The sequence below is a fragment of the Streptomyces sp. NPDC002580 genome (assembly GCF_042889485.1).
Classification (GTDB): Bacteria; Actinomycetota; Actinomycetes; order Streptomycetales; family Streptomycetaceae; genus Streptomyces.
In genome coordinates this window covers 729,943-748,840 of sequence record NZ_JBIAQZ010000001.1, presented here as the reverse complement: position 1 = coordinate 748,840, position 18,898 = coordinate 729,943, and the positions used below count along the sequence as shown (strand labels likewise).

20 protein-coding genes are annotated in these 18,898 nt (G+C 72.2%); 14 read left to right on the top strand and 6 right to left on the bottom strand.

Annotated elements, in window-relative coordinates; all coding sequences use genetic code 11:
- Positions 1–144 precede the first annotated feature (144 nt).
- Positions 145–978 carry a potassium channel family protein gene (locus ACFYW7_RS03150; protein ID WP_389497258.1) on the top strand — a complete coding sequence of 278 codons (834 nt, stop codon included), beginning with the start codon at positions 145–147 and terminating at the stop codon, positions 976–978.
- 292 nt (positions 979–1,270) lie between these two features.
- Here the strand turns inward: ACFYW7_RS03150 and ACFYW7_RS03145 are convergent, their stop codons facing one another.
- Both ACFYW7_RS03145 and ACFYW7_RS03140 read right to left on the bottom strand, forming a co-directional pair.
- On the bottom strand, positions 1,271–1,573 hold the full coding sequence (locus tag ACFYW7_RS03145) for a small hydrophobic protein (RefSeq protein WP_389497257.1): 303 nt from the start codon (positions 1,571–1,573) through the stop codon (positions 1,271–1,273).
- Between the two features lie 244 nt (positions 1,574–1,817).
- Positions 1,818–3,440 carry an MFS transporter gene (locus ACFYW7_RS03140; RefSeq protein WP_389497256.1) on the bottom strand — a complete coding sequence of 541 codons (1,623 nt, stop codon included), beginning with the start codon at positions 3,438–3,440 and terminating at the stop codon, positions 1,818–1,820.
- Between the two features lie 121 nt (positions 3,441–3,561).
- On the opposite strand from ACFYW7_RS03140, the gene ACFYW7_RS03135 reads away from it, so the two are divergent.
- The 3 genes from ACFYW7_RS03135 to ACFYW7_RS03125 all read left to right on the top strand — a co-directional run bounded on the left by ACFYW7_RS03135 (position 3,562) and on the right by ACFYW7_RS03125 (position 6,721).
- On the top strand, positions 3,562–4,251 hold the full coding sequence (locus tag ACFYW7_RS03135) for a TetR family transcriptional regulator (RefSeq protein ID WP_389497255.1): 690 nt from the start codon (positions 3,562–3,564) through the stop codon (positions 4,249–4,251).
- A gap of 331 nt (positions 4,252–4,582) precedes the next feature.
- Positions 4,583–5,791 (top strand): alpha/beta hydrolase, encoded by a 1,209-nt coding sequence (locus ACFYW7_RS03130; protein ID WP_389497254.1) that lies wholly within the window; start codon positions 4,583–4,585, stop codon positions 5,789–5,791.
- 75 nt (positions 5,792–5,866) lie between these two features.
- Positions 5,867–6,721, top strand: a complete 855-nt coding sequence (locus ACFYW7_RS03125; RefSeq protein ID WP_389497253.1) for a DUF4429 domain-containing protein — start codon at positions 5,867–5,869, stop codon at positions 6,719–6,721.
- A 31-nt stretch (positions 6,722–6,752) separates the two neighbouring features.
- Here the strand turns inward: ACFYW7_RS03125 and ACFYW7_RS03120 are convergent, their stop codons facing one another.
- Positions 6,753–7,220, bottom strand: coding sequence for a MerR family transcriptional regulator (locus ACFYW7_RS03120; protein WP_389497252.1), 468 nt, complete (start codon positions 7,218–7,220; stop codon positions 6,753–6,755).
- Positions 7,221–7,315: 95 nt separating this feature from the next.
- Here ACFYW7_RS03120 and ACFYW7_RS03115 point away from each other — a divergent pair, with 95 nt between their 5' ends.
- A complete protein-coding gene (locus tag ACFYW7_RS03115) occupies positions 7,316–7,786 on the top strand; it encodes a GNAT family N-acetyltransferase (protein WP_389497251.1) in 471 nt (156 codons plus the stop codon).
- A 20-nt stretch (positions 7,787–7,806) separates the two neighbouring features.
- On the top strand, positions 7,807–8,628 hold the full coding sequence (locus ACFYW7_RS03110; RefSeq protein WP_389497250.1) for a serine hydrolase domain-containing protein: 822 nt from the start codon (positions 7,807–7,809) through the stop codon (positions 8,626–8,628).
- A gap of 36 nt (positions 8,629–8,664) precedes the next feature.
- Here the strand turns inward: ACFYW7_RS03110 and ACFYW7_RS03105 are convergent, their stop codons facing one another.
- The gene (locus ACFYW7_RS03105) at positions 8,665–9,486 is read right to left on the bottom strand and encodes an NAD(P)H-binding protein (protein WP_389497249.1); all 822 of its coding nucleotides are present in this window, start codon (positions 9,484–9,486) and stop codon (positions 8,665–8,667) included.
- Between the two features lie 96 nt (positions 9,487–9,582).
- Here ACFYW7_RS03105 and ACFYW7_RS03100 point away from each other — a divergent pair, with 96 nt between their 5' ends.
- The gene (locus ACFYW7_RS03100) at positions 9,583–10,176 is read left to right on the top strand and encodes a TetR/AcrR family transcriptional regulator (RefSeq protein WP_389497248.1); all 594 of its coding nucleotides are present in this window, start codon (positions 9,583–9,585) and stop codon (positions 10,174–10,176) included.
- 160 nt (positions 10,177–10,336) lie between these two features.
- On the opposite strand, the gene ACFYW7_RS03095 is transcribed toward ACFYW7_RS03100, so the two are convergent.
- Positions 10,337–10,996, bottom strand: a complete 660-nt coding sequence (locus ACFYW7_RS03095; protein ID WP_389497247.1) for a pirin family protein — start codon at positions 10,994–10,996, stop codon at positions 10,337–10,339.
- Between the two features lie 92 nt (positions 10,997–11,088).
- On the opposite strand from ACFYW7_RS03095, the gene ACFYW7_RS03090 reads away from it, so the two are divergent.
- The 5 genes from ACFYW7_RS03090 to fabF all read left to right on the top strand — a co-directional run bounded on the left by ACFYW7_RS03090 (position 11,089) and on the right by fabF (position 16,068).
- Positions 11,089–12,294, top strand: coding sequence for a PucR family transcriptional regulator (locus ACFYW7_RS03090; RefSeq protein WP_389497246.1), 1,206 nt, complete (start codon positions 11,089–11,091; stop codon positions 12,292–12,294).
- An 89-nt stretch (positions 12,295–12,383) separates the two neighbouring features.
- Positions 12,384–13,301 carry an ACP S-malonyltransferase gene (locus ACFYW7_RS03085; RefSeq protein WP_389497245.1) on the top strand — a complete coding sequence of 306 codons (918 nt, stop codon included), beginning with the start codon at positions 12,384–12,386 and terminating at the stop codon, positions 13,299–13,301.
- A 13-nt stretch (positions 13,302–13,314) separates the two neighbouring features.
- Positions 13,315–14,346, top strand: a complete 1,032-nt coding sequence (locus ACFYW7_RS03080) for a ketoacyl-ACP synthase III (RefSeq protein ID WP_389497244.1) — start codon at positions 13,315–13,317, stop codon at positions 14,344–14,346.
- A 74-nt stretch (positions 14,347–14,420) separates the two neighbouring features.
- Positions 14,421–14,669, top strand: coding sequence for an acyl carrier protein (locus tag ACFYW7_RS03075; protein ID WP_355788632.1), 249 nt, complete (start codon positions 14,421–14,423; stop codon positions 14,667–14,669).
- A 127-nt stretch (positions 14,670–14,796) separates the two neighbouring features.
- A complete protein-coding gene (fabF, locus tag ACFYW7_RS03070; RefSeq protein ID WP_389497243.1) occupies positions 14,797–16,068 on the top strand; it encodes a beta-ketoacyl-ACP synthase II in 1,272 nt (423 codons plus the stop codon).
- 102 nt (positions 16,069–16,170) lie between these two features.
- On the opposite strand, the gene ACFYW7_RS03065 is transcribed toward fabF, so the two are convergent.
- Positions 16,171–16,665 (bottom strand): DUF3145 domain-containing protein, encoded by a 495-nt coding sequence (locus ACFYW7_RS03065; RefSeq protein WP_389497242.1) that lies wholly within the window; start codon positions 16,663–16,665, stop codon positions 16,171–16,173.
- A gap of 308 nt (positions 16,666–16,973) precedes the next feature.
- Between ACFYW7_RS03065 and ACFYW7_RS03060 the strand changes: the two genes are divergently transcribed.
- Both ACFYW7_RS03060 and ACFYW7_RS03055 read left to right on the top strand, forming a co-directional pair.
- Positions 16,974–17,873, top strand: a complete 900-nt coding sequence (locus ACFYW7_RS03060; RefSeq protein ID WP_389497241.1) for an SGNH/GDSL hydrolase family protein — start codon at positions 16,974–16,976, stop codon at positions 17,871–17,873.
- A 10-nt stretch (positions 17,874–17,883) separates the two neighbouring features.
- On the top strand, positions 17,884–18,858 hold the full coding sequence (locus ACFYW7_RS03055; RefSeq protein WP_389497240.1) for an aldose epimerase family protein: 975 nt from the start codon (positions 17,884–17,886) through the stop codon (positions 18,856–18,858).
- Positions 18,859–18,898: the final 40 nt, after the last annotated feature.

Genomic DNA, 18,898 nt, shown 5'->3' with positions numbered 1-18,898 from the left:
GCCCCCCGGTTGGGGGGGGCGGGCGGGGCGGGCCCCCGCCGGGGGGGGGGGGGGGGCCGCGGCGCACCCGGGGGGGGGGGGGGGGGGGGGGGGGGGCCCCGGCCCCCCCCGCCCCTCACCCCGTTCGCTCCTACGATGCGGGGCATGAAGGAAGAATCGGCGCAGGTCCGCTGGGAACTGCGCACCCAGCGGCCCCTGCTCGTCCTCGCGGTGGCGTTCGCCCTCGCATACGCCGTGCCGATCGTGGACAGCACCGCCGGCCGTTCGCTGACGACCGCCTGTACGGCCGTGGAGTGGGTGGTGTGGGGGGCCTTCGCCGTCGACTACCTCGTCCGGCTCGCGCTGGCCCGGCGGCGGAAGGACTTCGTCCGCACCCACTGGCTGGACCTGTGCGCCGTCGTCCTGCCGGTCCTCCAGCCGCTGCGGCTGCTGCGGCTCGTCTCCACGCTGCTGCTGGTGGGCCGGCGCGCGCGGATGGCCTCGCAGATCCGGCTGACGACGTACGTCGGGGGCGCGGTGGTCGGGCTGCTGATGTTCGGCTCGCTGGCCGTGCTGTCGGTGGAGCGGGACTCGCCGAACGGGAACATCAAGACGCTGGGTGACGCGGTGTGGTGGTCGTTCACGACGATGACCACCGTGGGGTACGGCGACCACGCCCCGACGACGGGGATGGGGCGCGTCCTCGCGGTCGGCCTGATGCTCTCCGGGATCGCCCTCCTCGGTGTGGTCACCGCGAACATCGCCGCCTGGTTCATCTCCCGGTTCGAGAAGGACGACGTGGAGGAGCGGCGTCAGACGGCGGCCATCGAGGCGCTCGCGCAGGAGGTGCGGGCGCTGCGGGCGGAGATCGCGGCTCTGACGGGCGGCCCGGGAACGCTGCCGCATCCGCTCTCGGCGGGGGCGGGCACGGTTACCGGCGCGAGCTCGGAGGCGGGGGCGAGCGCCGGGGCGGGGGCGGAGGAACACTCCCCGGCCTAGGCCCTGTCGTCACCTTCCCGTCGTCGCCCGGCGGGCTGCCCCGCGGCGTCGGGTGCGTGCTCCCGGTGTGCCGGGCGGAGTCCCCCGTACGGGACGTACCCGGGCTTTCGCCCGGTGCGGCGAGCGGGGGTGCCCCCTGCCCGCAGAGCTCGGGGGAGCGTGCAGGGCGTCGCGGGGCGGGCGGGAAGGTGACGACAGGACCTTGGCCGCCCGGGCCCGGCACGCCGATGGGCCCGCGCGCCGCTCGGGGCGGTGCGCGGGCCCATCGGCGGTACGAGGCGGCCGGTGCGTCTCAGAGCAGGCCGCCGCCCGCGCCGCCGGCCAGCCAGATGACCGCCAGGAGCGTGTCGATCGCTCCCAGTACCAGGGCTATGAGCGCCGGTGCCGGCCCCGATCCGGTCCAGCGGCGGCCCATCGCGAGCCACCCGCAGACCATCGCGGCAGGCCCGAGGACGATCCCCAGCGTGAAGAAGCCGGCCACCGCGCACACGACACCGACGATCCCCAGGGTCGCGCTGTCCGGCCCGGTCCGTGAGCCTGTGCGGCCACGTGACCGGGGGTACCTGCGCGTACCGTTTCCGAAGCCCGTCATCATCAACTCCCCAACTCCCGTGACCTATCGGTCGGTTCGGGTCGATGAATCGGGTACCCCCGTTCCGCGCCGGCAGACCCGGACATGCGCGGCCTCCCGCGGCGGCGCGCCGCGGATCCTGTCGCCGTCCCGCCCTGCGGGAGGGCTCGACCGACGGTGACCTGCGGCGCGCCCGGGTCGGGGAGCCTCCGGCCGGTCACTCCGGCGGGCGGGAGAACGCCCGGGGAGGACCGGCCGGCCCGGCCCGTCAGATGTGTCCGGCGCCCGCTCCCGCGGCCTCCGCGTTCTCGCCCCGCTTGGTGAGCAGCGCGACGAGGACGGCCACGACGGCCACGCCCGCGGCCACGAGGCACGCGAGGCTCATGCCGGAGATGAAGGTGTTGTGGGCGACGTCGGTGATCCGCGCGGCGATCTCCGGCGGAGTGTCCTTGGTGACCGGCGCGATGCCGACCCGGACCGCCTCGGACGCCTGGTCCAGCTGGGCCGGGGTGAGCGGCGGCAGCTCGGCGTCCGTCCAGTTGCCCGGGAGGTCGTTGTCGACCTTGGAGGCCATGACGGCGCCCAGGACGGCGGTGCCGAGGCTGCCGCCGATCTGCATGGCGGCCTGCTGGAGACCGCCGGCGACGCCGGAGAGCTCCATCGGGGCGTTGCCGACGATGACCTCGGTGGCGCCGACCATGACCGGCGCGAGGCCGAGGCCGAGGCCCGCGAACCAGATCGACATGACCAGGCTGCTCGTGTCCGTGGCCAGCGTGGACATGCCGTACATGGAGATCGCGGTGAGCGCCATGCCGCCCGCGAGCGGGATGCGCGGGCCCGTCTTCGTGATCAGGAAGCCGGCCAGCGGCGAGCCCACGATCATCATTCCGGTCAGCGGCAGCAGGTGCAGACCGGCCTCGACCGGCTTCATGCCGTGCACGGTCTGCAGGTAGAAGGTGACGAAGAACAGTCCGCCGAGGAAGGCGATGGCCATCAGGACCATCAGGACCACACCGGCCGACAGCGGCACCGAGCGGAACAGCGCGAGCGGGATCAGCGGCTCCTTGACGCGCTTCTCCCAGAGCGCGAAGAGCGCGAAGCCGAGGATCGAGGCGGCCAGGAAGGACCAGGTCTGGAGCGAGCCCCAGCCCCAGGCCGGAGCCTTGATGAGCGCCCAGACCAGGCAGAACATGGCGCCGGAGAGCAGCGCGATGCCGAGGAGGTCGAACGAGCGCGGGGCGTTCGCGGCGCGGTGGTCGGTGAGGATCAGCACGCCGAGGACCAGCGCGATGACGCCGACGGGCACGTTGATGAAGAACACCGACTGCCAGCTGACGTGCTGGACCAGCAGGCCGCCGAGGATCGGGCCGCCGGCGGTGGAGGCGCCGATGACCATGCCCCAGATGCCGATCGCCATGTTCAGCTTCTCGGCCGGGAAGGTGGCGCGGAGCAGGCCGAGCGCGGCCGGCATCAGCAGGGCTCCGAAGAGGCCCTGGAAGACGCGGAAGGTGACCACGAAGGCGATGCTGTGGGACAGCCCGATGGCGCCCGAGGCGGCGGCGAAGCCGACGACGCCGATGAGGAAGGTCTGCCGGTGGCCGAACCGGTCGCCGAGCTTGCCCGCGGTGATCAGGGTGACCGCGAGGGCGAGGAAGTAGCCGTTGGTGATCCACTGGACGTCGGCGAAGCTGGCGCCGAGGTCCTGCTGGATGGCGGGGTTGGCGATGGCCACGATGGTGCCGTCCAGGGCCACCATCATGACCCCGACGGCCACGGTGATGAGGGTGAACCACGGATGGCCACGCAGGCCCTTGGGCGGGGCCTGGTCCAAGGGGGAGACCGGAGTCTTGTCCTCCGGGCCCGTCTTGTCGATGGTGGTCTGACTAGTCATTTTTCGAGGCTAGTGACAGCCGCTGACAATTGACAAACTGATTCACAAGTCGGTAACTGTCACGTTACTCACAGATAGGCTGAACTGGGTGAACAGTTCGGAGAGGAGAGATCGCGACACCATGACGGACACGGTCGGCACGGTGGACACCGTCGGGACCGCGGAGCCGGCGGCGCCACGCCCCGGCCTGCGCGAGCGCAAGAAGCAGCGCACCCGGGACGCCCTGCTGCGGGCCGCCCTCGAACTGTTCACCACCCAGGGGTACGAGCGGACCACGGTCGACGAGATCACCGAGGCCGTCGACGTCTCCCAGCGCACCTTCTTCCGCTACTTCGCGGGCAAGGAGGACGCCGCCCTCTTCCTGCAGCGTCTCGCGGAGTCGCACTTCATCGCCGCGGTGCGTGAACGCCCCTCCCACGAGGCCCCGTTGGAGGCGCTGCGACGGGCGGTCCTGGAGAGCTGGGACACCATCGGCGAGGCGATCGAGGCCGTGGTCCCGATCGAACTGCACATGCGCACCTACCGGTTGATCGAGTCGACGCCCGCGCTGCTCGCCGTCCACCTGCGCCGCTCGGAGGAGGTCGAGGAGGAGATCGCCCGGCTGATCGCCGAGCGTGAGGGCCTGGACATGGACACCGACCCCCGCCCGCGCATCGCGGTCGCCGTGTTCGGCGGGGTGATGCGGGTGACGGGCCGCCTGTGGGGCGCCGGCGAGGACACCAGCGTGGCGGCGATCCGCGAGCTGACCGCCGCCTACCTCGACCATGTGGGGCCCGCGTTGGCGCAGAAGTGGGGACCCGGCCCCGAGTGACGACCCGATGACACATCGTCACCGTCACCCTTCGACGCTTCCGGCGCACGCCCCGTCGCGCGTGCCGTGTCACACCCGCGGCCGGAACCCGGCGCGCACCCCCGCACGTTGTACGGATGAGCTGCGCGCGAGACCTCGGCGCCCTGCCCGGGGACCCGCAACACCCCTACGCGGAGCGTCACATATAGGACACGCGTCGCAGACAACTGCGCACAGAGCGTCAGTATTTATCTCAAACTGAACCCGGTTTGCCCCAATCGCCCCACGAGAAACGTGATCCCAGTCACTCGTTTAACGGGAGGCTCCTCACTTCTCCTAGGGTGTCCTCTCAGTGACTTCCTTCGACACATCCCCCCAACTCGGCGTCTGGCGCGCGACTCTCGCGCTGGCCGTGGTGTTCGTGATGCTGGCCACCAGTGGCTGGACCGCGCTCCATGGCCACCGGGCCGCCACGCCTCTCCAGGCGTCCCGCTCCGCGTGGGAGCACGCGAGCGTCGCCGGTCAGCGCCTTCCCGACGCGGACTCCGCCCCGGACCGGCTGGCCAGGTTCTTCGGCACGCTCGACGCCGCGCAGCGCTCCCGGCTCGTCCATCGCTTCCCGCTCGCGGTCGGCAACATGAACGGGGCGCCGGTGACGCTGCGCTACGAGGCGAACCGTCTCGCGCTGGAGCACGAGCGCAAGGTCGAGCACAAGCGCATGCGCGACGGCGGGCTGTCGACGCTCGGCCGGCACGACGCGGACCGCCGGATGCACCGCTACGAGGCGCTGCTGCACGGGAACCGCAAGATCCTCGCCTTCGACCCCAACGGCTCCGGGCGGGTCGCCGAGGTCTTCGGCGACCTCGACAGGGCCGACCACGTCTCGGTCGTGGTGCCCGGCGTCGACACCGACCTGCTCTCCTTCCAGCGCACCTACAAGCGGTACTCCGCGCCCGTCGGCATGGCGACTTCGCTGTACCGGGCGGAGCGCGCGGCGGACCCGGGCAAGCGGACCGCCGTGATCGCGTGGGCCGACTACACCACCCCCAGCGGGCTGGGCATCGACGCGGCCACCGCCATGCGCGCCGAGGACGGCGGGGTGCGGCTGAACGCGCTGGTGCGGGCGCTGCCGGGAGACTCCCGGGTCGCCCTGTACTGCCACAGCTACGGCTCGGTCCTGTGCGGGGTGGCCGCCCACTCGCTGCCCTCCCGGGTCTCCGACATAGCGGTCGCCGGCAGCCCCGGCATGCGGACGGCGAAGGCGGCGAACCTGGGCACCACCGCCCGGGTCTGGGCGATGCGCGACGCGGACGACTGGATCCAGGACGTGCCCTATCTGGAGGTCGGCGGCCTCGGCCACGGGGCGGACCCGGTGTCGAAGGGGTTCGGGGCGCGCGTCCTGTCGGCCGACGGGGCGAAGGGACACACCGGCTACTTCGAGCCGGGCACGGAAAGTCTCCGCAACTTCGCGGAGATCGGCATTGGCGCGTACCGCGCGGTCCAGTGCGCGAACGACAACGACGCATGCCGGACGGGTTTGTCCGCCGACACGTCGGTCTGACGCGCGTAGAGGACGAAGAACCGCGGTCCGCCCGGAGAGGCGACGGAGGCTCGCGTGCCGCATACGATGGCCCGCATGGGTGACGTACTGGCCGGATTTCATGCCGCCTGGGAGTTCGAGTCCGACTCCGTGCTCATCCGCTTCGAACGGGGGATCCGTACGCCGAAGCTGTTCCAGGCACTCGGCGAACGCCGTATCCCCCTGGCGGCGATCGCGGCGGTGACGCTGACGCCCGGGAAGCGAGGCACGGTCGTTCTGCGCGCGGTGCCGAGACCCGGCGCCGATCCGCTCGTGGAAGCGGCCGCGGGACAGCTCAAGGAAGGGTGCGACCCCTACCGTCTGGTGCTGCCCTCCGAGCGCGAGACACTCGCCGAGTACTACGCGGACGAGCTGCGCGCCCGTCTCACCGCGGACGGGGAACCCGCCGAGCGCTATCTCGTGAGCCCGCCCGAGGGGCCTCTGCACTTCAAGGCGTACGACGGGAAGGCCTCCTTCGACGGCAAGGCGGTGTCCTTCCGGTGGTTCTGGACGGGCGCGTCCTCGGCGAAGTGGAAGGCCGGCGACCAGACCTTCCCGGTCTCCGCGCTGAGCGGGGTCGAGTGGCGTTCCCCGGAACTGTTCGAGGGGCATCTGCGACTGCTGCGGCGGGAGCCCACGCCGGTCCAGCCCACCCAGGCCGATCAGGATCCGGCGGCGGTCGTCTTCGGGCTCGGGTACGGGCCCGTCCACGAGTCGCTGCCGTTCGCGGCGGCCGTGCTCGCCGCCGCGCGCTCCGCGAGTCCGTCGCCGTCGGCCGTGCCCCCGGCACCGCGCCGGGATCCGGCCGACATCGCCGACCGGATCCGGCATCTCGGGGAGCTGCACGAGGCGGGGCTCGTCACCGACGAGGAGTTCTCCGTCAAGAAGGCGGAACTGCTCTCCCAGCTGTGATTCCGGGGCGCGTCATCGGATCCGCCCCGGGTCAGGACCTCTCCGACGCCAGGGCGCGCCCCGCGTCCCCGTAGAAGCCGATCTTCCGGTCGAGCACGGCGAGGGTGTCCTGGAGTTCCGCGATCCGGGCCTTGACGTCCCGGCGGGTCGCCTCCAGGAGTTCGTAGCGGTCCATGTACGTGTGGTCGCCGGCGCGCACCATCTCCGCGTAGCGGACCATGTCGGCGACCGGCATCCCGGTGAGCCGGAGCTTGCCGACGAGCCCCAGCCAGTCCAGGTCACGGTTGTTGTAGCGGCGCTGGCCGGTGTGCGAGCGGTCGATGTGCGGCATCAGCCCGATGCGCTCGTACCAGCGCAGGGTGTGCGCGCTGAGGCCGGTGAAGGCGACGACCTCGCTGATCGTGTAGTTGTCCCGGCCGTCCGGACGCCGGACCCCTTCGGGAGGGCCCGCGCAGGCGTCGGTCGCGGTGGCCTCGGCTGTGGTCTCCATCACCGTCATGGCTCCCACGCTAAAACGTTGGAGTGCACTCGAAGCAAGCCGGACCCGTCGAAAATGCGAGGACACGGCAGAGGGCGGTGGCTACCGTGCCGGTCATGGGTCTCGTACGCCGCGCCACGCCCGAGGACGCCCGGGAAGTACTGCGCCTGCGCCAGGTGATGATCGACTCGGTCTTCGCCGTGGACGGCTCCACCGGGTGGCACGCCGCCTCGCTGCCCACCGTACGGGGGAAACTGGCCGATCCCGAAGGGCCCTTCGCCGCCTTCGTGGTGGACCACCCGGACCGCCCGGGGGCTCTCGCGGCCCTCGTCGCCGGGACGATCGACTACCGGATCGGGCGGGCCGACAATCCGCACGGCGCGGTCGGGTGCGTGTTCAGCGTGGCCACCAACCCGGACACCCGGCGGCGCGGTTACGCCCGCGCGTGCATGGAGTCGCTCCTCGGCTGGTTCCGCGAGCGGGGTGTCGCGCACATCGACCTCAACGCGTCCGCCGAGGCCGAGCCGCTGTACGCGTCCCTCGGCTTCGTCCGCAAGCCGGACCCCTCGATGCGGCTGACCCTGTGAGCGGGCTTAGGGTCGTGAGCATGTCTTTGCAGAGCCTGGCGCTGATCTCGAACTGGCCCGTTCCCACCGCCGCCGCCGCGGTCGTCCGCGCGGACGGCTCGGTGACCGGCTCGTACGGGCCCGGCGGACACCGCTTCGCGCTCGCCTCCGTCACCAAGCCGCTCACCGCGTACGCCGCGCTCGTCGCGTACGAGGAGGGGGCGATCGAGTTCGACGAGCCGGCCGGGCCCACCGGTTCGACGGTCCGGCACCTGCTCGCGCACACCTCCGGCCTGGCCTTCGACGAGCACCGGGCGACGTTCACGCCCGGGGAGCGCCGGCTGTACTCCAACGCCGGGTTCGAGGTCCTCGGGGACCACATCGCCAAGGCGGCGGACATGCCCTTCGCCGAGTATCTGCGCCAGGCGGTGCTCGAACCGCTCGGCATGACCTCGACGACGCTGGACGGTTCGCCCGCGAAGGACGGCGTCTCGACGGTGGACGACCTCGTCCGGTTCGCCGCCGAGCTCCAGGCCCCGCGACTGCTGGACCCGCGCACCGTCGCGGAGGCGATGACCGTCCAGTACCCGGGGACCAAGGGCGTCCTGCCCGGGTACGGCCACCAGAACCCCAACGACTGGGGGCTCGGCTTCGAGATCCGCGACTCCAAGTCACCTCACTGGACGGGGACTTCGTCCTCGCCACGGACCTTCGGCCACTTCGGGCAGGCAGGTACGTTCCTGTGGGTCGACCCGGTCCTGGGCGCCGCCTGCGTCGCGCTGACCGACCGGCCCTTCGGCCCCTGGGCGATCGAGGCGTGGACCCCGTTCACCGACGCGGTGCTGGCGGAGCTGCGGGGCTGAGGGACGTCCCGCGGGCCGACGGCGCTCCCGGCCCGGTCAGCGGAAGGCCGCCGCGTTGCGCCGGGCCCAGGCCGCGAAGCCGGCCGGCGCGCGGCCGAGGACGCGTTCCACGTCGGAGGTGGCCCGGCGTTCCTCGTCGGTCGGATCGCCCAGGATGGCGAGGGTGCCCTCGACCACGGGCAGCGGCATGAAGGCCGCCATCCGGGCGTGCGCCTCCTCGCGGGTCTGCTCGGTGAAGCGCACCGGCTCGCCCAGGGCCGCTCCGATCGCGGCGACCCGTTCGCGCGGAGTGGTCGGCGCGGGGCCGGTCAGGGTGTAGGTGGCCCCGGCGTGCGCGCCCTCCCGCAGGACCGCCGCCGCGACGGCCGCGACGTCGTCGGGGTCGACACAGGGAAGGCCGACGTCGCCGAAGGGCGCGGCGGCCTCCCGCCGGGCGCGGATCGCGTCGGCCCAGGCGAAGGCGTTGGAGTCCAGCCCGCCCGACCGCAGGACCGTCCAGTCGAGGCCGGACTCCCGGACAGCCTCCTCGAAGCGGGCCGGGTGCCCGTAGGCCTCCGGGCGCGTCGCCACGCCCTGCGAGGACAGCAGCACCACCCGGCGGATCCCGGCGGTCTTCGCCGCGTCCAGGACTCCCCGCGGATCCTCCCCCGCGACCAGCAGGAACAGCGCCTCCGCGCCCTCGAACGCGGGCCCCAGACCGGCCGGGTCGGCCAGGTCGGCGGCGACCGCCCGGACTCCCCCGGGGACGTCGGAACCGGTGATCCGGCGGGCCACCGCCGTGACCGGCAGCCCGGCTCCCGCGAGCATCCGCACCAGCACGCGTCCGACGTTCCCGGTCGCACCCGTCACCACGTACATGTCGATCTCCTCGGCCCAGAAGTTAGTTAGTCGACTGACTGACTCGATGGGCGGGACGCTAGCAAGGCGGGCGGCGGGCTGTCTATAGTCAGTCGGGTGACTGACTCAAAGAAGTCCCCGGGGCCTCGGGCCGGAGCGTCCGGCAAGCGGCGCCGGCTGACGGCGGCCGCGGCCCGGGTGCTGCACGAGCAGGGCGTGGAACGCACGACGATCGCGGACATCGCCCGGGCCGCCGAGGTCCCGGCGGGCAACGTGTACTACTACTTCAAGACCAAGGACGAACTGGTCGAGGCGGCCCTCACCGAGCACGCCGACCGGCTCCGGGAACTCACCGACGAACTCGACCGGCTCCCCGACCCGCGGGCCCGACTCAAGGCGCTCGTCACGGGGTGGGTCTCCGGGCGGGACACCGCGGCGCGCTACGGCTGCCCCACCGGCACGCTCGCCGCGGAGCTCGGCAAGCGGGAGGAGGGCGGCCTCGACCTCACCATCGGCCGGGTCGTCCGGCAGCTGCTGGGCTGGGTCGAACAGCAGTACCGGGAGATCGGTGTCACCGGCCCCGAGGACCGGGCGCTCGCGCTCGTCGGCGCCTACCAGGGCATGTCCCTGCTCTCGCACGCCCTGCGCGACCCGGAGATCATGACCCGCGAGGGAGACCGGCTGATCCGCGAGCTGGACGCGCCGGAGTAGGCCCCGGCACGGGCGGGCCGCGCGGGGGACGAACCGGGCGGCACCCGGACAGCCCGGCACTCCGGCTCCATGGCGGCTCGGGACCCCGGGCTCCGTGGCGGACCGGGAAGTCCGGGCTCCGTGGCGGACCGGGAAGTCCGGACGGCGGCACCGGCACCCGTCAGCCGACCGCCATCTCCCACACCAGCAGCTCGGCGGGGGCGCCCGCGACGGCCTCCAGGTCCTTGGCGTCCGTGATGCGGACCGCGTCGCCCTCCCCCAGCTCCTCGCCGTCCAGCCGGATCTCGCCGCGCACGACGTGGACGTAGACGAAGGGCGCGTCGGGGACCGCCGTGCGCTCGCCCGCCGTCAGCCGGCGCACATGGAGCATGGCGCCCGCCTCCGGGACCGCGTACGGGGTGGAGTCGGCGATGCCGTGGACGACCTCGTACGCGGGGTCGCCGCCCGGTTCCAGCGGGGCCAGCCACATCTGGACGAAGGCCAGCGGCAGCTCGCCGTCGTTGCGCTCCACGTGGCGGACGCCGCCCGCGGAACTCAGCCGCTGGACGTCTCCGTGCCGCAGCACCGACTCGTGGCCGTTCGCGTCGCGATGGGTCAGCTCCCCTTCGACCACCCAGGTGACGATCTCGGTGTGGCTGTGCGGGTGCTCGTCGAAACCCGCTCCGGGAACGAGCCGCTCCTCGTTGCAGGCGATGACCGCGCCGAAGCGGAGGTTGTCGGGGTCGTAGTGCGGGCCGAAGGAGAAGGCGTGGAACGAGGAGATCCCGGCCGCCGGATCCCCTCCGCTGTAGCGCTCGTCGGCGCGGCGGACGTCCATCACATCCACCACGGTAGCCGGGGCGCGGCGACCGCTCCGTCCTTACTTGCGACCCGCCGCCGCACGGCTCCGTCCTGATAAGGCAGTCTTGTCCCGTGCCCGAACCCGAAGCCCGCAAGACCGAGCGCCCAGCGCACGACGTCGACTCGCACACCGCGACCCTGAGGCGGCTGGAGAAATCGGCCGGCAGTCTCGCCGCCCAGGCCATCACGCGGATGGACGAGACGCTGCCGTGGTACCGGGCCATGCCCCCGGAGAACCGGTCGTGGATCGGTCTTGTCGCCCAGGCCGGTATCGCCGCCTTCACCGAGTGGTTCCGGCACCCGGACGCGCCGCAGGCCATCTCCACCGATGTCTTCGGGACCGCGCCACGCGAGCTGACCAGGGCGATCACGCTGCGCCAGACGGTGGAGATGGTGCGGACCACAATCGAGGTCATGGAATCGGCCATCGACGAGGTGGCGGCTCCCGGCGACGAGTCCGTGCTGCGCGAGGCGCTGCTGGTCTACGCCCGTGAGATCGCCTTCGCCACCGCCCAGGTGTACGCGCAGGCGGCGGAGGCACGCGGCGCCTGGGACGCCCGGCTCGAATCGCTCGTCGTGAACGCGGTGCTCTCCGGCGAGGCGGACGAGGGCGCCGTCTCCCGGGCCGCCGCGCTCGGCTGGAACTCCCCCGACCATGTCTGTGTGGTGCTGGGCACGGCACCCGACGGTGACAGCGAGCTGACGGTCGAGGCGATCCGGCGGGCCGCGCGGCACGCCAAGCTGCAGGTGCTGACCGGGGTGCTCGGGGACCGGCTGGTCGTCATCGCGGGCGGCAGCGACAACCCGCTCGCCGTGGCGAAGTCGCTGATCGGCCCGTACGCCGCCGGATCCGTCGTCGCCGGTCCGATCGTGCCCGATCTGCTCGCCGCGACCCGGTCCGCGCAGGCCGCGGCGGCCGGACTGAAGGCGTGTTTCGCCTGGCAGGACGCCCCGCGCCCGGTCCTGGCCGACGACCTGCTGCCGGAGCGCGCGATCGCCTCGGACCCTGCCGCCCGCGAACAGTTGGTGGAGGAGATCTACAGACCGCTGGAGGAGGCGGGCTCCGCGCTTCTGGAGACGCTCAGCGTCTATCTGGAACAGGCGAGCAGCCTCGAAGGCGCCGCCCGGATGCTCTTCGTCCATCCCAACACCGTGCGCTACCGGCTCCGACGTGTGACTGACGTCACCGGCTGGTCGCCGTCGGATGTACGCTCCGCGTTCACGCTGCGGATCGCGCTGATCCTGGGGCGTCTCGCCGATGGAGATCCCCAGACCTAGCCTTTTGTCGGGGGCCTACAATTCCCCCTCGTGTTCTTCGTCCCTGTCCCCACGGGCGGTCGTGGCCGTCCACAAGAGAGAGTGTGAGAGTGCTCGTACTCGTCGCTCCCGGCCAGGGCGCTCAGACGCCCGGCTTCCTGACTCCTTGGCTCGACCTCCCCGGCGCCGCCGAACGCCTCGCCGCGTGGTCGGACGCCATCGGGCTCGACCTTGCCCACTACGGCACCCAGGCCGACGCGGACGCGATCCGGGACACGGCTGTCGCCCAGCCGCTCCTGGTCGCCGCCGGTCTCCTGTCCGCCGCGGCACTCGGTGACGTGAACCCCGGCGCGGTCGCCGGTCACAGCGTCGGCGAGATCACGGCCGCCGCGTTCGCCGGAGTGCTCGGCGACACCGCCGCGCTGACCCTCGTGCGCAAGCGGGGCCTCGCGATGGCCGACGCCGCCGCGATCACGCGGACCGGCATGTCGGCACTGCTCGGCGGAGACCCCGACACGACGGTCGCGCACCTGGAGAAGCTCGGGCTGACCCCGGCGAACGTGAACGGCGCGGGCCAGATCGTGGCCGCCGGCACCCTGGAGCAGTTGGCCGCCCTGGAGGCGGACAAGCCCGAGGGCGTCCGGCGTGTCGTGGCCCTGAAGGTGGCGGGCGCGTTCCACACCGCGCACATGGCCCCCGCGGTCGAGTCGCTGGAGAAGGCCGCCGCGGACCTGACTCCGGCGGACCCGCGGATCACGTACGTCTCGAACCGGGACGGACAGGCCGTCGCCTCCGGTGCCGAGGTCGTCTCGCGCCTGGTCGGCCAGGTCGCCAACCCGGTCCGCTGGGACCTGTGCATGGAGACGTTCAAGGAGCTCGGCGCGACCGCGCTGGTCGAGGTGTGCCCCGGCGGCACGCTGACCGGTCTCGCCAAGCGCGCGCTGCCCGGCGTCGCGACGCTGGCCCTGAAGACACCCGACGACCTCGACGCCGCTCGCGCGCTCATCGCCGAGCACAGCGCAGCGTAAGGAGCCCGAGAGCATGTCGAAGATCAAGGCACCCAAGGGCGCCCCGTTCGCGCGCATCCTGGGCGTGGGCGGCTACCGTCCCGTCCGGGTGGTGCCCAACGAGGTGATCCTGGAGACGATCGACTCGTCCGACGAGTGGATCCGCTCGCGCTCCGGCATCGAGACCCGGCACTGGGCCTCCGACGAGGAGACCGTCGCCGCGATGTCGATCGAGGCGTCCGGCAAGGCCATCGCCGACGCCGGGATCAGGGCCGAGCAGATCGGCGCCGTGGTGGTCTCCACCGTGTCGCACTTCAGCCAGACCCCGGCCATCGCCACCGAGATCGCCGACAAGCTCGGCACGAACAAGGCCGCGGCCTTCGACATCTCGGCCGGCTGCGCGGGCTTCGGCTACGGCCTGACGCTGGCCAAGGGCATGATCGTCGAGGGTTCGGCCGAGTACGTCCTCGTCATCGGCGTGGAGCGGCTGTCCGACCTCACCGACCTGGAGGACCGCGCGACGGCCTTCCTGTTCGGCGACGGCGCGGGCGCGGTCGTCGTGGGCCCCTCGGACGAGCCGCACATCGGCCCCACCGTCTGGGGCAGCGAGGGCGACAAGGCCGGCACGATCAAGCAGACCGTCCCCTGGGACCAGTTCCGGACCGGCGACGTCTCGCAGCTCCCGCTCGACTCCAAGGGCGATGTCAAGTTCCCTGCCATCACGCAGGAGGGCCAGGCGGTTTTCCGCTGGGCCGTGTTCGAGATGGCGAAGGTCGCCACGGAGGCCCTGGAAGCCGCCGGGCTCTCGCCGGACGACCTGGATGTCTTCATTCCCCACCAGGCCAACGAGCGGATCATCGACTCGATGGTGAAGACGCTGAAACTGCCGGCACACGTCACGGTCGCGCGTGACGTGCGCACCACCGGCAACACCTCGGCCGCCTCGATCCCGCTCGCGATGGAGCGGCTCCTGGCGACCGGTGCGGCGAAGAGCGGCGACACCGCGCTCGTCATCGGCTTCGGGGCGGGTCTCGTGTACGCCGCGACGGTCGTTACCCTCCCCTAGGCACTCCGTACCGGATCATCCGGTCCGTACGGAATCCGCCACCCCTCTGGAAACACACCGAAGGAGCGCCTGACATGGCCGCCACTCAGGAAGAGATCGTCGAAGGTCTCGCCGAGATCGTCAACGAGATCGCCGGGATCCCCACCGAGGACGTCCAGCTGGACAAGTCCTTCACCGACGACCTGGACGTCGACTCGCTGTCCATGGTCGAGGTCGTCGTCGCCGCCGAAGAGCGCTTCGACGTCAAGATCCCGGACGACGACGTCAAGAACCTCAAGACGGTCGGCGACGCGACGTCCTACATCCTCAAGCACCAGGCCTGATCCTCAGAGCACCTGGGCCTACCGTCCGGGTTCACCGGGGCCGCGCGCCCTGGTTCGCCCTGGCTGATGCCCCGCCACCCGGCGGTGGCGCCGCTGAATCCTCGTATCCGTTGGAGAAAGAATTCCCGTGAGCCCGACCAATCGCACCGTGGTCGTCACCGGTATCGGCGCAACCACACCGCTGGGTGGCGACGCAGCCTCTACCTGGGAGGGCCTGATCGCCGGACGTTCCGGCGTACGCCCCCTGGAGCAGGAATGGGCCGCCGACCAGGCGGTCCGTATCGCGGCACAGATCGCCGTGGAGCCGAGCGAGGTCATTCCCCGCCCGCAGGCCCGCCGCCTGGACCGCTCGGCGCAGTTCGCGCTGATCGCGGCCAAGGAGGCCTGGGCGGACGCCGGTTTCACCGACAGGGCGGGCGAGGACAAGAACGTCGACCCCGACCGGCTCGGCGCTGTCATCGCCTCCGGCATCGGCGGCGTGACGACCCTGCTCGACCAGTACGACGTGCTGAAGGAGAAGGGCGTACGCCGCGTCTCCCCGCACACCGTTCCGATGCTGATGCCGAACGGCCCGTCCGCCAACGTGGGACTCACCGTGGGCGCCCGTGCCGGTGTGCACACCCCGGTCTCCGCCTGCGCGTCCGGCGCCGAGGCCATCGGCTACGCCATCGAGATGATCCGCACGGGCCGCGCCGACGTCGTCGTCGCCGGTGGCACCGAGGCGGCCATCCACCCGCTTCCCATCGCCGCGTTCGGCAACATGATGGCGATGTCCAAGAACAACGACGACCCCGAGGGCGCCTCGCGTCCCTACGACGTCGCCCGTGACGGCTTCGTCCTCGGCGAGGGCGCCGGTGTCATCGTCCTGGAGTCCGCCGAGCACGCCGCCCAGCGCGGTGCCCGGGTGTACGCCGAGGCGGTCGGCCAGGGCATCTCCGCCGACGCGCACGACATCGTGCAGCCGGAGCCCGAGGGCCGCGGCATCTCGCACGCCCTGCAGAACCTGCTCGACAGCACCGACCTGGACCCCGCGGAGATCGTGCACGTGAACGCGCACGCCACCTCGACGCCGGCCGGTGACGTCGCCGAGCTGAAGGCGCTGCGCAAGGTGTTCGGCGACGAGGCCGACCACTTCGCGGTCTCGGCGACCAAGTCGATGACCGGTCACCTCCTCGGTGGCGCCGGTGGCGTCGAGTCGGTCGCGGCCGTCCTCGCGCTGTACCACCGGCTCGCTCCGCCGACCATCAACGTGGAGAACCTCGACCCCGAGGCCGAGGCCGCCGCCGACATCGTCCGCGGTGAGCCGCGCAAGCTGCGCGCCGAGGGCCGGATCGCCGCGCTGAACGACTCGTTCGGCTTCGGCGGACACAACGTGGTGCTGGCGTTCCGTACCGTCTGACGCCGCCTGCTCCGCTCTGAACGGCGTGTGGCCCGTACCCCTGGCAAAGGGGGTACGGGCCACACGCCGTTCGTCGTCGGTCGGGCGCCCTGCGCGGGCGGGTCAGACCACTTGGTGCAGCCAGCGGACCGGGGCGCCCTCGCCGGCGTAGCGGAAGGGCTCCAGCTCGTCGTCCCAGGGCTTGCCGAGGAGTTTGGCGAGGTCGGCCTCCAGGTCGCTCTCGCCGTGCTGGGAGCGCAGGAGGGCCGCGCGCAGCCGGTCCTCGGGGATGAGGATGTCGCCGTGGATCCCGGTGACCGCGTGGAAGATGCCGAGCTCGGGGGTGCAGCTGTAGCGCTCGCCCTCGGCGGTGGGGCAGGGCTCGGCGGTGACCTCGAAGCGCAGCAGGTGCCAGCCGCGCAGCGCGGAGGCCAGCTTGGAGGCGGTGCCGACCTCGCCCTTGAAGGAGAACTCGGATCTCCAGGTGCCCGGCGCGGCGGGCTGCCGGATCCAGTCGAGGTTGACGCGCGTGCCGAGCACCCCCGCGACCGCCCACTCGACATGCGGACACAACGCGCGGGGCGCGGAGTGCACGTAGAGAACTCCACGTGTCGTCACTGGGGCCTCCGGACAGAGCGAGACATCTTGTAACTTAGCGGAACGGCAGTGGCAGGGCGGCCACGGGGCGAGGCTACCGTGCGGCGGCGCAAGGAGTGTGACGTACCGTCGGTCCAAGCGCCCGGAACCTCCGAGGTTTCACCCGGCGGGACGCGTCCGGACCCGCCTGCCGGGGGTCCGGGGTCGCCCCCCGGGCAACGGCGGCCACCCAGGGAAACGCGGTGCGACCGGCCGTTCACTACGTGGTGCGACCGACCGCGCGGAGCGGGTGCCGACCAACCCTGTACAACGAACGAGGAGACCAGGGGATGCGGAATCGCAGCCACCGTTCTAGGGCCGTCCTCGCCTTCGCGGCGGCGGCCCTCCTCGGCGTCGCCGCCTGCGACGCCGCCGGTGGTGATTCCGCCACGTCGAGAGGGACCGCGGCGGCGCGGCCGTCCCCGAAGCCGACACCGGTCTGGGACCGCAGCCCGAGGTCCATGGCGGCGGTCGGCGACTCCATCACCCGCGGGTTCGACGCGTGCAGTGTGCTGTCCGACTGTCCCGAGGTGTCGTGGGCGACCGGCAGCGACCCGGGGGTGAACAGCCTCGCCGTACGTCTGCTCGGCACGGCCGGGGCGGCCGAGCGCAGCTGGAACTACGCGGTGACCGGGGCGCGGATGGCCGATCTGCCCGGGCAGATGGCGCGGGCGGTGACCCGGAAGCCGGAACTGGTCACGGTGATGGCCGGGGCCAACGACGCGTGCCGCTCGTCCACCTCGGCGATGACCTCGGTCGCCGACTTCCGCACCGGGTTCCAGGACGCGCTGCGCACGCTGCGCCGCTCGCTGCCCAAGGCCCAGGTGTACGTGTCGAGCGTGCCGGATCTGAAGCGGCTGTGGTCCGAGGGGCGTGGCAATCCGCTGGGCAAGCAGGTCTGGAAGCTGGGGATCTGCCCGTCGATGCTCGGTGACGCGGACGCGCTGGACACGGCGGCGACCCTGCGGCGCGGGAAGGTGCAGGGCCGGGTGGAGGCGTACAACGAGGTGCTCCGGGAGGTGTGCGCCAAGGACCGGCGCTGCCGCTTCGACGGGGGCGCGGTGTTCGACTACCGCTTCGGCACGGACCAGTTGAGCCACTGGGACTGGTTCCACCCGAGCGTCGACGGACAGGCGCGACTCGCGGAGATCGCCTACCGGACCGTCACCGCGCGCGAACCGGTGACCTAGGGTTTCCCTCATGAGTGAACTTTTCGGCACACTTTCCGACGGCACCCCGGTTCATCGCTGGACTCTGGAGCGGTCCGGGGTCAGAGTGCGCGTGCTCACGTACGGCGGGATCGTGCAGTCGGCCGAGGTGCCGGACCGCGACGGGCGGGCCGGGGGCGTGACGCTGGGCTTCCCCGACCTCGCGGGGTACACGGCGAATCCAGGCCCGTACCTGGGGGCGCTGGTGGGGCGGTACGCGAACCGGATCGGAGGCGCCCGCTTCACCCTGGACGGCGTGACCCACCGCCTCGGCCCGAACAACGGGCCCAACTCGCTGCACGGCGGCGACGGCGGCTTCGACAAGCGCGTGTGGGACGCGGAGCCGCTCGAACACGGGCTCCGGCTCTCCCGGGTCAGCCCGGACGGCGAGGAGCGCTTCCCGGGCCGCCTGGAGGTCTCGGCGACGTACACCCTCGACGAGCGGGGCGCGCTGCGGATCGCCTACGAGGCGGTCACGGACGCGCCGACCGTGGTGAACCTGACGAACCACACGTACTGGAACCTGGGCGGCTCGGGCAGCGCGCACGGGCACGAACTGCGGCTCGACGCCTCGCGGTTGACGCGGGTGGACGGGGACCTCATCCCGACCGGGGAGCTCGACCCCGTCGAGGGCACCCGCTTCGACTTCCGGGAGCCCCGCAAGACCGGCTCGGGGTACGACCACAACTACGTGCTCGACAAGGGGCTCACGAGCACGCCCGTGGAGGTCGCCGAGCTGTACGACCCGGCGTCCGGGCGGGTGCTGACCGTGGCGACCACCGAACCCGGCCTCCAGCTCTACACCGCCGACCACCTGGACGCCCCCTTCACCCCGGGCGACGGCATCGCGCTGGAGACGCAGCACTTCCCCGACTCCCCGAACCGGCCGGACTTCCCGAGCACCGTGCTGCGGCCGGGTGAGGTGTTCACCTCGGAGACGGTGTACGGGTTCTCCGTGCGCGACTGAGGGCTGTCCGGCCGTTCGCTGCGGGGTCCTGGTGCCGCCC